At 38.8% G+C, this 15,515-nt stretch carries 15 protein-coding genes; 12 read left to right on the plus strand and 3 right to left on the minus strand.

The features are described 5' to 3' along the window. Positions 1–312 precede the first annotated feature (312 nt). Both MSBR3_RS05230 and MSBR3_RS21380 read left to right on the plus strand, forming a co-directional pair. Complete coding sequence (locus MSBR3_RS05230; protein ID WP_196297014.1) at positions 313–1,812, plus strand: DUF2254 family protein; 1,500 nt, start codon at positions 313–315, stop codon at positions 1,810–1,812. Between the two features lie 340 nt (positions 1,813–2,152). Next, complete coding sequence (locus MSBR3_RS21380) at positions 2,153–2,275, plus strand: hypothetical protein (protein WP_268989121.1); 123 nt, start codon at positions 2,153–2,155, stop codon at positions 2,273–2,275. Positions 2,276–2,319: 44 nt separating this feature from the next. On the opposite strand, the gene cysE is transcribed toward MSBR3_RS21380, so the two are convergent. From cysE to MSBR3_RS05245, 3 genes are all read right to left on the minus strand, one after another. Beyond that, entirely contained in the window at positions 2,320–3,264 is a 945-nt protein-coding gene (gene cysE / locus MSBR3_RS05235; RefSeq protein WP_048106916.1) for a serine O-acetyltransferase, read from the minus strand. A 97-nt stretch (positions 3,265–3,361) separates the two neighbouring features. Further along, positions 3,362–4,288: a cysteine synthase A gene (gene cysK / locus MSBR3_RS05240; RefSeq protein WP_048106917.1), complete on the minus strand. Its 927-nt coding sequence runs from the start codon at positions 4,286–4,288 to the stop codon at positions 3,362–3,364. A gap of 652 nt (positions 4,289–4,940) precedes the next feature. Further along, complete coding sequence (locus tag MSBR3_RS05245; RefSeq protein WP_048106918.1) at positions 4,941–5,297, minus strand: transcriptional regulator; 357 nt, start codon at positions 5,295–5,297, stop codon at positions 4,941–4,943. An 87-nt stretch (positions 5,298–5,384) separates the two neighbouring features. On the opposite strand from MSBR3_RS05245, the gene MSBR3_RS05250 reads away from it, so the two are divergent. From MSBR3_RS05250 to MSBR3_RS05300, 10 genes are all read left to right on the plus strand, one after another. Continuing rightward, positions 5,385–5,597 (plus strand): hypothetical protein, encoded by a 213-nt coding sequence (locus MSBR3_RS05250; protein ID WP_048106920.1) that lies wholly within the window; start codon positions 5,385–5,387, stop codon positions 5,595–5,597. A 105-nt stretch (positions 5,598–5,702) separates the two neighbouring features. Beyond that, positions 5,703–6,860, plus strand: coding sequence for a cysteine desulfurase NifS (gene nifS, locus MSBR3_RS05255; protein ID WP_048110080.1), 1,158 nt, complete (start codon positions 5,703–5,705; stop codon positions 6,858–6,860). Positions 6,861–6,983: 123 nt separating this feature from the next. Beyond that, positions 6,984–7,373, plus strand: a complete 390-nt coding sequence (nifU, locus tag MSBR3_RS05260; protein WP_048106921.1) for a Fe-S cluster assembly scaffold protein NifU — start codon at positions 6,984–6,986, stop codon at positions 7,371–7,373. Positions 7,374–7,496: 123 nt separating this feature from the next. Continuing rightward, positions 7,497–8,465: a quinolinate synthase NadA gene (gene nadA, locus MSBR3_RS05265; protein ID WP_268989142.1), complete on the plus strand. Its 969-nt coding sequence runs from the start codon at positions 7,497–7,499 to the stop codon at positions 8,463–8,465. Positions 8,466–9,061: 596 nt separating this feature from the next. Beyond that, the gene (locus tag MSBR3_RS05270; protein WP_230627838.1) at positions 9,062–10,420 is read left to right on the plus strand and encodes an O-acetylhomoserine aminocarboxypropyltransferase/cysteine synthase family protein; all 1,359 of its coding nucleotides are present in this window, start codon (positions 9,062–9,064) and stop codon (positions 10,418–10,420) included. Positions 10,421–10,422: 2 nt separating this feature from the next. Continuing rightward, positions 10,423–12,054, plus strand: a complete 1,632-nt coding sequence (metX, locus tag MSBR3_RS05275) for a homoserine O-acetyltransferase MetX (RefSeq protein ID WP_048106924.1) — start codon at positions 10,423–10,425, stop codon at positions 12,052–12,054. Between the two features lie 410 nt (positions 12,055–12,464). After that, on the plus strand, positions 12,465–12,677 hold the full coding sequence (locus MSBR3_RS05280; RefSeq protein ID WP_048106925.1) for a helix-turn-helix transcriptional regulator: 213 nt from the start codon (positions 12,465–12,467) through the stop codon (positions 12,675–12,677). After that, positions 12,664–13,089, plus strand: coding sequence for a hypothetical protein (locus MSBR3_RS05285; protein ID WP_048106927.1), 426 nt, complete (start codon positions 12,664–12,666; stop codon positions 13,087–13,089). Before MSBR3_RS05280 ends, MSBR3_RS05285 begins: the two co-directional genes overlap by 14 nt. Positions 13,090–13,974: 885 nt before the next feature. Further along, the gene (locus tag MSBR3_RS05295; protein ID WP_048106931.1) at positions 13,975–14,517 is read left to right on the plus strand and encodes a cysteine hydrolase family protein; all 543 of its coding nucleotides are present in this window, start codon (positions 13,975–13,977) and stop codon (positions 14,515–14,517) included. Between the two features lie 97 nt (positions 14,518–14,614). Further along, positions 14,615–15,310: a type 1 glutamine amidotransferase gene (locus MSBR3_RS05300; protein ID WP_048106932.1), complete on the plus strand. Its 696-nt coding sequence runs from the start codon at positions 14,615–14,617 to the stop codon at positions 15,308–15,310. Positions 15,311–15,515: the final 205 nt, after the last annotated feature.

A 15,515-nucleotide genomic window follows, 5' to 3' on the forward strand; every position in this document is an offset into this window, starting at 1 on the left:
TTAATTTTGTTAGCCAACCTTTTTGGAAGATCAGACAATTTGCTAATATGTTCTCCTCTTATCCTTTGCAAGAAAAAATTCATAGAACTAGAAAAAATTTTCAGGCTTTCTTCGTTTTTCCAAAAACCTATAAAGTAATTGGATATCTATCTCCATACTTTGTGGGTCAATAAACTCAAGTGTTCTTGAATAACATACGTTTTCGATAAAATACACAAATTTTATTTAACAGAATTTAGAAAATAATATAAAATGGGTTCGCTATCTTTTACTTTTGATAATAGTTTTTATAATAAAGCATTCTCTTATAAAATGGTAGACACAATATTTCATGATGTGTGTTTTTCCCAAACAGATGTGGAGAGTGCAAGGTCCTTAATAAGTACAATAATACAAGGCGAAGCGGCAATAATTGCTATAGTCTTTACATTAAGCCTCATTGCTGTTCAACAAACGACTTCAACTTATTCTCCACGTGTTATTGATATATTCAATGATTACAAGAAAAATAAGCCCTTTTTCATGCTACTTTGTGCATACACCTTTTGCATTGCGTGTAGTGCATTACTGCTAAAAGTTATCACGAGTGAAAAGAATGAGAACATAGTTACTCCATCTATTGAACATTACATTTGGATAGTATGTGCACTATTTATTTTATCAATTATTGTCTTGCTACCTTATATTAATTTCACGCTTAATATGTTTAAGCCTACTACTTTAATTAAACTGCTATCAGAGAACATAAGTAAACAATCTATCGAATTTGCCATAGAACTCGAAAGCTCAAGAAATATAGATCAAAGTGGTCAAATTAAACCTATTGATGATACGATCCAACCTATTGTGGATGTTTTACAAGGTGCGATGAAGTCTTATGATTATGAAACAACCAGATATGGATTGAAAATAATTGAAGCTAAAGCAATTCAAATTCTTAGCGATGAAAGATACAATACTGGTAAGGAAGCTATAGCAAAAAGAATTATTGATAACATAAGGATTATAGGCATTATTGCTACAAAACAGGAAATGGAAAAGGCGGTAAATGATACAGTAGATACTTTTTTTGCAATATTTGAATGTTTGATTGATAGAGAAATTTATGAACCTATAGATACCCTTATTTCAGCTCTTTTCACTATTGGAGAACAAACAATAAATGAGAATATAGATACATCCACAGTTTATATATTCAAAAAGTTAACCGAAATCGGGATAAAATCAACAGACTCAAATCTTAAAAATGTAACTGAAAATATGATTCATTTGATAGCAAGAATGACATTAGAAAAAATATCAATGGAAAATAAGCAAGGAATTTATCAAATTTTATGCTCCGGTGTTTGCCTAGAAGCATTTGACTCTCTTGGTAGTATCTGTGAAAAAACCGCTGAAAAAAAATGGGAATTTGAGACATCAAACTTGATATATATGCTTAAAATAATTGGAACATCACTATTCGAAAATACAGATATAAAAGGAAACGCGGATTATTTATTGGATAATCTGTTAAGCACACTTGAATCAATAACTCAAAATTTAATAAAAAACGACCTCAAAAAGTTAGTATATAATACGACTTCAATAATACATCTAATCGGAAAAGAAGCATTTGTAAAGAATAAACGTCTAACAGAAGTATCTTGTAACTTACTTGATAACATAAGTTCTGAAATAACTCACTGTTCACCAGAAGTAAACGGTGAGCGTGATACATTGCGTGATAAATTAATTCTTAATATTATGACTTGGGAAGGAGAATTAAACAAACTCCTATATACAAGTAGTGGAACAAACTATGCCCAATAAGCAAGAGCGACTCCTCAGAAAGATTAATGTCAGTTTATCCACAGATGGAGATTCGAGATCTCAGGTTTTTACATAACCTGAAATTTCTGAAAACAAAATCATTTTTCTAGGAGATATTATTTTATTCTGTAACTCAAAAGTATTAACCTTTGTATTTTGGGAAAGTTATTAAGTTTAGCCCTTCACTTTGATGTAATCTTTCTTTGTAACTGTGTAATTTCCATCATCATTTTCTACAGTTAAGGCACTGTATATACCGAGCTCATTGAACGTATGCCGCGCTGTTGTATTGTTTTTCGAATTCTAATTTTTATCTGGATACTCAAATACTCAGAAGTACTTGGTAGGATTGCCAGTGGTTTTGCTTGTAAACCAGACTCTAAGTGGGGCTGAGCCACTTGTTACGTCAGCTGAAAAATCCTCTACAACCGGAACTTTCAAAGAAGAAAAAGTAAAGGAGTAACAAGAACTACTGGAGTGTCCCCTTCAGATTAATGATATTTGCTTTTAATGACCAACCTTTTTTTTGTTTCGGTCCCAGCTCCAGGGCTCATCAAGGATATTGACATTAACCTTTTCTACCCCTTCCGCACTCAGGACTTTTCGCCGGATCTGTTCCTTAAAGTACTCGATCATAGGGCAGGCGGTTGTTGTTAATACAAGATTTACTTCTACATTTGGGCCGTCGACTATTATTTCCTTGACCAGACCCAGTTCGACAATATCCATCCCTACACTTGGGTCGATCACGTCTTTTAGCAGGGAATAAATTTTCTCATCCTTAAGAGCTGTTCCTTGTGGAATTTCCTCATGTCCGGAAACTGCCTCTTCATGTGCCTTAAACTGATCTTCTAGCCTGCTCAGCCGGTCAAGTATCTGGCTTATCACAATAAGTCCGGGATCAGGAAGCTTATCGTGGTCAAGTTGCCCTACAGAATCCGGGGTATGTGGCTCTGCAACCCTTGCAGGGACTCCAACAACCGTAGCTCCGGCTGGAACCGGCCGGATGACAACCGAGCCGGCACCGATTTTAGCTCCTCTTCCGACAGTAATCGGTCCAAGTACGGCTGCTCCTGAACCGATAACAACATCACTTTCAATAGTAGGATGACGCTTTACCCTTTCCAGAGCTGTCCCCCCCAGGACAACTCCCATGTATATCAGAACGTCATCGCCTACCTCGGCAGTTTCTCCGATCACAACTCCGGACCCGTGGTCTATGAAAACTCTCCTTCCGAGCTTTGCCCCCGGATGGATTTCAATACCTGTCAACATCCTGGAAACGTGAGAGAGGAGACGGGCCAGAAAATAAAAGTGTCTCTCCCAGAGCGAATGAGATATCCGATGTACCCAGATAGCATGCAGGCCCGGATAGCAGCAAATTACCTCAAGCGTAGACCTTGCTGCAGGATCTTTTTTAAAAACTGTCCTGATATCTTCCCTGATTCCCATTCGAAATCTTCCGGTATTAATTGTAAAATATAATGGTCAGCTATTTTTGATAAATCAGTCACAATTACTGGTAAACAGCCACACAGTTGCTGACAAATCAGTCAAAGAGGTCAGTGCTCAGATAACGTTCTCCCGTGTCCGGCAAAATTACAACAATTGTCCTTCCGCTCATCTCTTCCCTGGCTGCAACCTGCAGAGCAGCATAGGTAGCAGCACCTGAAGATATGCCTGCAAGGATGCCTTCTTCCTTTGCCAGGCGCCTGGATGTGGCAGCAGCGTTGTCTCCGGTTACTTTGATCACTTCATCTACAAGGTCAAGCCGGAGTACATCAGGAACGAAACCTGCACCGATACCTTGAATCCTGTGTGGGCCCGAGCTTCCACCACTGAGCACAGGAGATTCGGCAGGTTCGACTGCGATCGCCTTAAACGCAGGTTTTCGTTTTTTGATGACACTGGCAATGCCTGTGATGGTTCCGCCTGTCCCCACGCCTGCTACAATGACATCTGCTTTGCCGTCCGTGTCTCTCCAGATTTCTTCGGCCGTTGTCCGTCTGTGAATTTCAGGGTTTGCAGGATTCTGGAATTGCTGGGTTATGAAATAAAGTTCAGGGTCGTCAGCAGCCATCTGCTCGGCTTTATTGACTGCTCCTTTCATTCCTTCCGTTCCAGAGGTCAGGACAAGTTCCGCTCCAAGCGCTTTTAAAAGTTTTCTTCTTTCTACCGTCATTGTTTCAGGCATAACCAGTATGAGCTTGTAGCCACGGGCAGCACAAACGCCTGCAAGTGCAATACCTGTGTTGCCGCTAGTGGCTTCAATAACAGTAGTACCTTTTTTGATTTTCCCTTCAAGTTCGGCTTTTTCAACCATTGCCAGCCCTATTCTGTCCTTCACACTCCCCATAGGGTTAAAGGACTCCACTTTAGCTAACACATCAGCATGCAGACCTTCTGTTATATGGTTTAACCTGACAAGAGGTGTATTACCAATTGTCCAGGTTATATCGGAATATATTTGTCCCATACTTTTACCGTCTCCTGCAACTTGCTTTTTTCAGGTTCCACATACTTTAATTTAATTGGATTATATTAATTAGATTATATTAACCAGATTATATTAATTAGATTATATTAACTCAGAGCTATATTACAAGCTGTCAATTGTGCGTGTTTTGCACTCAAACCTTTTCAGGCCTGATTATAGTTGATCGGATGACTTTTCATTTAGCCGGCTGGTATTTTAAACGGCAAACGCGACTGTAATATACAGCGAGATGCGGAAACATACAGATAATTCACAGGAAATTCACAATTGTGAATTAATCTTATGTTTAATATAGTTATCGAGAAATTTCTTTACTGAAAACGTACATAAGAATGAAAAAAATCCGACAACAGGATGTAAAAAAGTGAAGAAGCGGAAAAGCATTAATGGAAAAACAGTAAAAGGACTAAGAAGCAATAAAAGGACTAAGAAGCAATAAAAGGACTGAAAAGCAATAGAAAGACTGAAAAACAGTAAAAGGACTGAGAAGCAATAAAAGGACTGAAAAGCAATAGAAAGACTGAAAAACAGTAAAAGAACCGAAAAACAATAAAAAAGCTCTAAAAGCAGTAAACGAACTGACAAAGTCCGGCTTTATGCTTCAGATTCTTCTTTATTATCAACTTTACCTTCAAGTTTTATCTTCTGTTTCATCCTCTGCATGTTCTTCCTGACTACAACCGTTGTTGCACTTATTTTCAATTCCTCTGGCACTTACACAGATCTCACAGATTCTTGCTACAAAGTCATCAACTCTGTTCTCAATCAGGTCCTGAGCAAGCTTTTCGATCAGTTCTTTAGTTTCGCCCTGAAACTCGATTCTGTATCCTCTTTTTCCCGAAATATACTGGGAAACTGCCGATGGAGCAATCTCCAGCAACTTTGCAGATGCTGCCTGTGACTGTCCTTTTTTTACGAGTTCGATTGCAAGACTGGCCCTTATTGCGGGGACCAGATCCCACACAATCTTCTGACACGGAGTTTCCATAATTACCATCACTTTTTGAGATATTACAATTTTTGAAATTTTACAATTGAAAGCAAATATGTCTGGTATACATATAAATTATTATCATTGGAAAAAACAATAATGAGATCCCTGGACAGCTTTCTTGGAAATGAAACTTTGAGAAAAATGGCTCGATTTTTAGCAATTAAAAAAGTTTCCGAAAAGATTCAAAGTGTTTCTGAAAAGATTCAAAGTGTTTCTGAAAAGATTCAAAGTGTTTCTGAAAAGATTCAAAAAAGCTCCTGGAAAGATTTCTGGACTCTTTCTGTATATCTGTGATTTTTTTCCTGGTGTCTTACGATAAAACTTATATATTCACAATTGTTATTGTTTATTCACGATTGTGAAGGTGTGAGTGTGACCACTGAAAAAAAGACCGTTTACATGGACAACTCGGCTACAACTCCTGTAAGAAAAGAAGTTGTCGAAGAGATGCTTCCGTACATGACTGAAAATTTCGGAAACCCTTCTTCGATTTATGAGATCGGAAAAATCTCAAAACATGCAATAGACAAAGCGAGAAAAAAGGTTGCGGATGCTCTCGGAGCTGAAGAAAACGAGATCTATTTCACATCAGGAGGTACTGAATCCGATAACTGGGCAATTAAGGGGATAGCTTTTGCAAACCGGAATAAAGGAAAACACATAATCACCTCTTCTATCGAACACCATGCAGTCCTGCATACCTGTGCCTGGCTTGAAGGGCAGGGCTTTGAGGTAACATACCTTCCTGTAGACAAATACGGAATGGTATCCCCTGATGAAGTGAAGAAGGCAGTTCGAGCCGATACCATCCTTATTTCCATAATGCTTGCAAACAATGAAATAGGGACAATCCAGCCTGTAGAGGAAATAGGAAAAATCGCTAAAGAGAACCGGATCTATTTCCATACGGATGCAGTGCAGGCAATAGGCCATGTCCCTATTGATGTCAATAAAATGGATATTGACCTTCTGTCACTTTCAGGTCATAAGTTCGAAGGTCCAAAAGGCTGCGGAGCTCTCTACATTCGAAAAGGGACAAAAATAGATATTCTTCTGCACGGCGGAGCTCAGGAAAGAAAGCGCAGGGCCGGAACCGAGAACGTCCCTGCCATTGTGGGCCTTGGAAAAGCTATAGAGCTCGCAACAGCCGAAATTGAAGAATCAAATAAAACCCTGCTTGAACTGAGAGAGCGCCTTATTAAAGGCCTTCTGAAAATCCCAAAAACTCACCTCAATGGGCATCCCACACAGAGGCTTGCAAATAATGTGAATATCACTTTTGAATACATAGAAGGCGAATCGCTTCTGCTGCTATTGAACGCAAAAGGAGTTTTTGCATCTACTGGGAGTGCATGTAACTCTTCTTCTCTTGAACCTTCACATGTGCTTACGGCTTGCGGAGTCCCACACGAAATCGTTCACGGGTCACTAAGGCTTAGCCTCGGAAGGATGAATTCAGAACAAGATGTGGACAGAGTACTTGAGGCTGTGCCTGAGATCGTACAGAAATTGAGAAATATGTCCCCACTTACCCCTAAAGATTACAGGACTATTTGAGGGGCAACTGTTTACGATATTGGATTAACTGAAGTCGTTTTAAAAGTTTTATTACTATTGAATGTTTTTGAGTAACCGAAAACTGATAGAACATAATTGAAAAATAGTATTGGAGGACCGTTCATGGACTACAGCCTTAAAGTAATGGATCATTTTTCAAACCCGAGAAACATGGGAAGTATTGAGAACAGTGATAGCATAGGAGAGGTTGGAAACGCGAAGTGCGGAGATATAATGAAAATCTACCTCAAGGTTGAGGATGATAGGATTGTGGATGTGAAGTTCCAGACCTTTGGATGCGGAGCTGCAATCGCATCGAGCAGTATGGCAACTGAAATGATTAAGGGAAAAACACTGGAAGAGGCCTGGAAACTTTCAAATAAAGCTGTTGCAGAAGCTCTTGACGGACTTCCTCCGATAAAAATGCACTGTTCAATGCTTGCAGAAGAGGCAATACATGAGGCAATTAATGATTATCTAAAGAAAAAAGGGCTTGAGCCGTGGACAGAGTAGGAGTAATTCAATTCTGTTCGGACTAAACGGGTTTAAAAATAGTCTATTAAAGAATTTATGAAAAAGAAATTATTGAATTACCTGTCAAAAAGAGATTATTGAACTACCTGTCAAAAAGAGATTATTGAATTACCTGTCAAAAAGAGACTACTCAATTACCTGTCAAAAGAGATTGTTATGGAAAACGAGTCAATTATAGAAGAGATAAAAAAACTTAAAGTCGAAAGGAACGCAGTTATCCTTTCCCACTTTTACACTCGTAGCGAAGTTCAGGAAGTTGCGGACTTTGTCGGAGATTCGCTCTCCCTTTGCAAAGCTGCAGTTAATTCAAAAGCCGATGTTATAGTTTTTGCAGGCGTTCACTTCATGGCAGAATCGGCAGCAATAATTTCTCCTCAAAAGACAGTCCTTTTACCCGTACCTGATGCAGGCTGCCCTATGGCTGATATGATCACTGCGGACTCTCTGCGTGCTGCAAAAGAAGAGCATCCTGAAGCCTCAGTCGTATGCTATGTAAACAGTTCGGCAGCCGTAAAGGCCGAATCCGATATCTGCTGTACGTCAGCAAACGCGATGAATGTGGTAAATTCAATTGAAGATAGGGAAATTATATTTATTCCGGACAAAAACCTGGGAACTTTTGTATCTCTTCATACTGATAAAAAGATACATCTCTGGAACGGGTTCTGCCATGTTCATGATAACATTCGTGATGAAAATATGCAGGAATTAAAAAAGCTTCATCCTGATGCTGAATTTCTTGCACATCCGGAATGCAGGCCTGAAGTCCTGAAGTTTGCAGACCGGATTCTCAGTACCTCAGGAATAGTAAAAGAAGTGGAAGGTTCAGGTTCCACGGAATTCATAATCGGGACCGAAATGGAGATTGTTAGAAGCCTGAAAAAGAAGTACCCGGATAAGAAGTTCTATCCTGCCTCAGAGAAGACTTTTTGCTACAATATGAAGAAAATAACTCTTGAGGCTATTCTGAACAGCTTGCAGAATATGGAATATGAAATTCATGTTCCGGATAATATAAGGGTCAAAGCCAGAAAAGCCCTGGACAGGATGCTTGAGATTAGCAGGTCCTGAAATGTAAATGGCAAAGGGAAAAACAGGGGCTTCAGACTCTTTTTCTTAATTTTTCACGAAAATAACCTTCCACAAAAAATTTTCCGAGACTTGCAAATCTGTGCGGGATATATTATTAGAGATAATTATTTATACTTTGATTTATTATTATAGGTAATTGTCGGTATTAACATTTATCGCTTAACAGGTAGTTATTTATATTATGTTCACAATTGTGAAGAAATTGTCACAATTGTGAACAAGTGCAAGTAGATTGTGAACACATGCAAAAAGAGAAAAATCGTCAGGATGGCAGAGTGGTGATGCTTCCGGCTGCAACCCGGAATTATGTGAGTTCGATTCTCACTCCTGACTTTTCCAAAAGCTTGAACTAAATTAAAAAGTTGGTTAAAGTCGAATAAAGTTTGTTAAAACCAAATAAAAGTTGGTTAAAGCCAAATAAAAGTTTGTTAAAGCCAAATAAAAGTTTGTTAAAGCCAAATAAAGTTGGTTAAAGCTAAATAAAGTTGGTTAAAGCCGAATAAAGACGAACTTAAAAGATGCTGAGAAATAGTATGTAGGGGTAGCAAAGAAATTTGGGCTGGAGATGAGATAAAATGACGGATGAAAACAGAAATCTGAACGAAAAAGAAGACAAGGAAAACCGGGAAAGTCAGAAAACAAAAAGTCGGGAAAAAAAGAAGTCAGAAAGCCTTGGAGTTTCTACCCTTGCAGTGCATGCAGGTGCAAAGCCTGATCCGACTACAGGGGCAAGATCAGTTCCGATTTATCAAACTGCAGCGTATGTATTTAAAGATGCTGAGGAAGCTGCCAACCTCTTCGGGCTCAGGAAAGAAGGCAATATTTATACTCGTCTTATGAACCCCACAACAGATGTTTTTGAAAAAAGGATGGCTGCCCTTGAAGGAGGCATAGGCGCCCTTGCAGTAGCTTCAGGAATGGCTGCAATTACAACCGCTCTGCTCACTTTTACAAAACCAGGAGACGAGATAATTTCAGGGGATAAGCTTTACGGAGGAACCTATGAGCTTTTTAACTATACTTTTCCCAAACTGGGAAGGACTGTAAAATTCGTAGACGTAGGTAAGCCTGAAGAATTCAAAAATACAATCTCCGAAAAAACAAAAGCACTTTATGTGGAATCGATAGGAAATCCCGGACTTGACGTTCCTGATTTTGAAAAACTCGCAGGGATTGCCCATGCTGCAGGAATTCCCCTTGTTGTGGACAATACGGTTTCTCCTTTGATCTTAAGGCCAATTGAACACGGAGTTGATATTGTTGTATATTCGGCAACCAAATTCATTGGCGGTCATGGTACTTCCATCGGAGGGATAATTGTTGACTCAGGAAACTTTGACTGGAACTCTGAAAAATTTCCTGAAATCTGCGAGCCTGATCCCGGATACCATGGTCTGAAGTATAAGGAAGCCTTTGGAAAGGCTGCTTTTATTGCAAAAGCAAGAGTACAGTTCATAAGAGATACAGGAGCCTGCATTTCTCCTTTTAACTCGTTTCTGTTTACCCTTGGGCTTGAAACTCTGCCACTCAGAATGAAGAAACATTGTGACAACGCCCTTGAAATTGCAAAATTTCTGGAAAAACATCCGAAAGTTTCCTGGGTTTCGTATCCAGGGCTTGAATCCCACGGCAGTCATGAACTTGCAAAGAAATATCTTAAATCAGGAAACGGTGCACTAATAGGTTTTGGAATCAAAGGCGGAGTGAAGGAATGCAAAACGTTTATCGAGGGGCTTGAGATCTTTTCCCACCTTGCAAATATCGGGGATGCAAAAAGCCTTGTAATCCATCCGGCTTCAACTACCCATGAGCAGCTATCAAAGGAAGAGCAGGCAGCCTGTGGAGTAACTGAGGATTTTATCAGGCTTTCCATAGGAATTGAAGATGCAAAGGACCTGATTTTCGATATTGAGCAGGCACTTTCCGAGGTATGAGTATGGAGATCCCGACCCAGGTTCCTCATTTTAAAAACCTTTTTTCGGGAAAAAAAGGCCAGAATCTTGGGATAGTCAGTTCAATGAACTATGAAATTCCTGGAATTTTCAAGCTCGAGAGTGGAAAGACGCTATCTCATGTCAGGATAGAGTATGAGATGTATGGGAAGATGAACCAGGATAAGAGTAATGTTATCCTGATCTGCCATGCCCTTACAGGTGATGCCCATGCTGCCGGATTTCATGCAGGTGACAAAAAACCAGGTTGGTGGAACATCGTAATCGGCCCTAACAAAGCATTTGATACGGAGAAATATTGCATCATCTGTTCAAATATAATAGGGGGATGTAAAGGTTCTACAGGCCCTTCTTCCATCAGCCCCGAAACAGGAAAGCCCTACGGTATTTCTTTTCCTATACTTACTATCGCAGATATGGTAAATGCCCAGAAAAAGCTTGTCGAGCATCTGGGTGTAAAACAACTTTTTGCAGTTGCAGGCGGCTCAATGGGCGGAATGCAGGTACTTCAGTGGACGGTTAGTTACCCTGAAATGGTGAAAAAAGCAATTGCGATCGCAACAACTGCATCCACGACCCCTCAGCAAATCGCATTCGGAGCAATCGGAAGAAAAGCGATAACCGATGACCCAAAATGGAATGGAGGGAATTATTACGGAAAGAAAATCCCTGCACAGGGACTGGCGCTTGCCCGCATGATAGGACATATTACGTACTTAAGCGATGCTTCTATGCAAAAGAAGTTCGGAAGGGCTCAGCAGGAGAAAGCAGACCCTGATCTATCAAAGATACATCTGGAAGCCCCTTCAGAAACTTCTTCAAGAATCTCATCAGAAGCTTTATCCGAAACCTATTCAGAAGTCTCTTCAGAAACCTATTCAGAAATTTTCCCTGACAATTTTTCGAATTTTCAGGTTGAAAGTTATCTGAATCACCAGGGAGATACTTTTACAAAACGTTTTGATGCCAATTCTTATCTTTATATTACAAAAGCCGTGGATTTCTTTGACCTTTCGGAGAACGGGTCTCTTATAGAGGGTTTTTCCGGGGTTACTGCAAAATATCTTGTGATTTCCATAACTTCAGACTGGCTCTATCCTCCATATCAATCCCAGGAAATCGTATCTGCGCTCACTGCAAACGGAGTTGATGCAAAGTACGAGGAAATCAGGTCCCAGTACGGGCATGATGCTTTTTTGCTCGAAGAAGGACAGCTCAACTACCTTATAAGGGGCTTTCTTTCACAGATTCTTGTAAGCGACATTATGTACCAGAACTTCTATTCGGTTTCCAGACACGAAACGATAGAAAACGCTTCAACCCTTATGGTAAAGAAGAAAGTAAACCATCTTCCTGTAGTATCCGAAGACGGAAAGCTTGAAGGCATAGTCACTTCCTGGGACATTACAAAAGCGGTTGCCTGTAAAATCACTGAACTGGATGAAATAATTACCCGCGACGTGAAATACGTATTCTCAGGTGATAAAATAGAGACTGCGTCCTCAATAATGGAAGATTACTCGATTTCTGCCCTCCCTGTAATCGATTCTGAAAACCGGGTTATAGGTATGGTTACGAGTGAAAGCATAAGTGCGCTTATTGGAAAGTTCGGTTAATTCAGGAAGGTTCGGTTAATTTGAAGAATCTGAGGATTCAAAATCCAAATTTTTTTGTCCAGCACACCACATTCAGTTTGAAAAAAACTCTCTTTTAGGCTCTGTAAGTTATTTTTAAATTAATTTTGCAAGTTGTGTTTTTCAAGTTGGTTTTTGTAAGTTGTACTTTGCAAATTAGTTTTATTGAGTAACTTTGAAGGCAGAGTATAAAGTTCTTAAATTTTAAATTAATTTTTTATGAATAATCAAAATTTGCTGTTGGTTAGACGACCGTTGAAATTTGACATTTTTCTATTTTTACGGGATTGTGGAAAACGCGCATTACATGTTTGAGAGCGATACCATTAAGTACATGGAAAGCTTACTTTCCATAAATGGAAAGCTTACTTTCCATAAAGGGAGATCCCAGTTTGAAAAATAGGCTGGAAATATTACGAAAACAAAAAGGAATCAAGCAGGAAGAACTTGCTGAAGCACTGGAAGTTTCCAGGCAAACAATAGGTTCCCTGGAAAACGGACGATATAATCCGTCTATCATTTTAGCCTTTAAACTTGCCAGATATTTCAACACTACAATCGAAGAAATCTTCATTTATGAGGAGGAAAAAAATGATAAAAATTAATAGTCAAGTTAAAAATTATATATTAGTTGGGATAAGTGCAGGAATTATTACAGGATGTTTATTTGCTATAAAATTATATGGCAGGGATATTCGGATTATTATTCCACTTGCAATAGCGTTACTGATATTCGGACATTCGGTTGACAATATTTTAAAGCTTTTCGCAACTAAAAACTCCATAAAGGTGGATAAACAACTTGAAATTGAAATAAAAGACGAAAGAAATACTCTCATCAGGGAAAAAGCCGGGTCCAAAACAAATGAGTATATGCTATATCTAAATACTGTTATCGTACTTATACTGGGTTTCATGGGTGCAGAATTCTGGATGCTTTGTCTTTTCGGTTCTTTAATCCTGGCGCAGGGAGTTTTATCCGTATTTTTATATAATTATTATAATAACCGATATTGAGATCTTAAATTTATCATTCCAGTCCAGTGCAAATACGAGGTTGTAACCTGCTACTTTAGGTTGAATAAAAATGATATCTTCAGATACCCTGCAAAAACGAAATTAAAAATGCAACAATTTTATGTTTCCAAACTTCTTGATAGCTTTTCGGAAACTGGGAAAATATAGTTTAGATTTGGTACTGCAAAACTGATGAGCCTTTTTATCAGATTTAATCCGCTACATCCATAGTTGAATTTTCCTGTTTTTTACAATCTTTTTAAACCCTCACTTTGTATTATTTTTACGTCCTTTCTTTTTTAGATATCTTACTTAAGGCTATAATAAATGTTAAGACGAATATTATAGCAAGGAATATTATGTTTACGGGGCTGGTTAAATCTGAATAGTTATTGACAAAACCAGCAGTGAGAGCATAAGTATTCCCAAAATGTAGTCCATAATAAGCTCCTTCTATAATTAACGCTATAAATGAAACTAAAATGGCTATCAAAAAACTGCGTATTATAGTGTCAAATTTCATTCCTGATCAGCTTTATAACTGCACTATGAAATATAAATAAGTTTATTTCAGTCAAGTACTCTACGGGTTTATTACTTAAGGAGAATGAAACTTTCCACAAACTGCAGAAAGTTAAGCTATAATTCTGTCATGTGCACTTTTGGCTGGAGCTGCCATTCTTCGGTCAAAACAAAAATTTAAACAACATAAGGTCATATGTACTCGGTTTTCAGAAAAATTTATTGTCTTGTTTTAAACTAAGCGTTTCCAATTTTAAATTAAGCGTTTCCAGTTACCAATTGTAGAATTGACTTGAACTTTAAGACACGCCCCTAGCCTGAAAAAACCGTAAGGAATATTAATATTGTAAACTCACTAGCTCTATGAAAGAAGCCCTTCTTCTTATTGATATCCAAAACGACTATTTTCCTGGCGGCAAAATGGAACTTGTCAGCATGGAAGAAGCAGCAAAAAAAGCAGCAAAACTCCTCAAAGCATTCCGAACTGCCAGTAAACCCGTTTTCTTTATCAAGCATATGTCTACAAAATCAGACGCCACATTCTTTGTACCCGGAACTCGAGGAACGGATATTCATTCGAGCGTGAGTCCTCTTTCAGACGAAACTGTCATTGAGAAACATTTCCCTAACAGTTTTTTACAGACCGAACTCCTATTAGTTCTTAAAGAATCGGAAGTAACTGACCTTATAATCTGCGGAGCAATGAGCCATATGTGTATAGATACAACTGTCAGGGCTGCAAAAGAACTCGGATTTAAATGTACCTTGATAGCTGATGCCTGTGCTACCCGCAATCTTAAATTCGGAGAAGAAATTTTACCTGCACAAACTGTTCATGCATCATTCATGGCAGCATTGGATGGCATGTTTGCAACTATCATGACTGCCGAAGAATATCTTAATTAAATGCTACAGTTTTCCGTTCAATTGCACAAACCCTTCCCCAATTATGTGATTAAGTTTAATTTTAAGACATCCTCTAAGAAACCATAACTGATCTCTTATGAAAATCCATGTTCTCCAGCACTCTTCAATAAACACTCTCGGTACCATTGAAGAATACGCAAAAACTAAAAGCCACAGGCTTGAATCAACCCGTTTTTACGAAACAACGAACCCTCCGGAACTTCATTCCTTTGATCTTCTTATAATCATGGGTGGGCCCATGGGAATCTACGACTACAAAGAAAATCCCTGGCTGAAAAATGAAAAAATATTTATCAAACAGGCGATTGAAGCAGGAAAACCGGTACTGGGAATCTGCCTTGGTGCACAATTGCTTGCTGATATCCTTGGGGTCCGCGTATATGAAAACCCGTATCTGGAAATGGGCTGGTTTCCTGTAAAGGCGTTCCGAAGTGAGAATAAGCAGGAATTTCTTGAAGGGCTGCCGGATGAGATTACAGTTTTTCACTGGCACTCCAGAACTTTTGACCTTCCTGCGGAAGCTGTTAAGCTTTTTGAAAGTGAGGGGTGTAAGAACCAGGGGTTTATCTACAACGAGAAGGTTGTAGCGCTTCAATTTCACCCTGAGGTGAATGAAGAAAGAATTCTGAATTTGATAAAGCGGTTTGGGGATGGGATGGTAAATGGGCCGTTTGTCCAGAAAAAAGAGGAAATGCTCGGGCAGAGAAAATATCTGGCTGCCACAAAGGAATTTATGTTTTTAATGCTGGACAAATTTGAGAAAATGATCTAAGAGTGTTCAAGCGGTATAGGAGTTAAAAAAGAAGAAAGCTTTAGAGAGAATAATTAAAGAGGAAATACTCAACTGGCACGATATAAGGAGAAACACTAACTGAGGAGAAACACTAAGTAAGGAGAAACACTAAGTAAGGAGAAACACTAAGTAAGGAGAAACACTCACAGGGGAAAAAGTTAAAAAGAGATCTCCAACTAAGGAG

Origin of the sequence: Methanosarcina barkeri 3, from assembly GCF_000970305.1 — an archaeon.
GTDB lineage: Archaea > Halobacteriota > Methanosarcinia > Methanosarcinales > Methanosarcinaceae > Methanosarcina > Methanosarcina barkeri_A.

Bases quoted from the DNA above. Each gene is read 5' to 3' on its own strand.
- cysK (WP_048106917.1), bottom strand. From the start codon at position 4,288: ATGGGACAAATATATTCCGATATAACCTGGACAATTGGTAATACACCT.
- nifS (WP_048110080.1), top strand. From the start codon at position 5,703: ATGGACAACTCGGCTACAACTCCTGTAAGAAAAGAAGTTGTCGAAGAG.
- metX (WP_048106924.1), top strand. From the start codon at position 10,423: ATGGAGATCCCGACCCAGGTTCCTCATTTTAAAAACCTTTTTTCGGGA.
- MSBR3_RS05245 (WP_048106918.1), bottom strand. From the start codon at position 5,297: ATGGAAACTCCGTGTCAGAAGATTGTGTGGGATCTGGTCCCCGCAATA.
- MSBR3_RS05230 (WP_196297014.1), top strand. From the start codon at position 313: ATGGTAGACACAATATTTCATGATGTGTGTTTTTCCCAAACAGATGTG.
- MSBR3_RS05270 (WP_230627838.1), top strand. From the start codon at position 9,062: ATGACGGATGAAAACAGAAATCTGAACGAAAAAGAAGACAAGGAAAAC.
- MSBR3_RS05295 (WP_048106931.1), top strand. From the start codon at position 13,975: ATGAAAGAAGCCCTTCTTCTTATTGATATCCAAAACGACTATTTTCCT.
- MSBR3_RS05300 (WP_048106932.1), top strand. From the start codon at position 14,615: ATGAAAATCCATGTTCTCCAGCACTCTTCAATAAACACTCTCGGTACC.
- MSBR3_RS05285 (WP_048106927.1), top strand. From the start codon at position 12,664: ATGATAAAAATTAATAGTCAAGTTAAAAATTATATATTAGTTGGGATA.
- nifU (WP_048106921.1), top strand. From the start codon at position 6,984: ATGGACTACAGCCTTAAAGTAATGGATCATTTTTCAAACCCGAGAAAC.
- cysE (WP_048106916.1), bottom strand. From the start codon at position 3,264: ATGGGAATCAGGGAAGATATCAGGACAGTTTTTAAAAAAGATCCTGCA.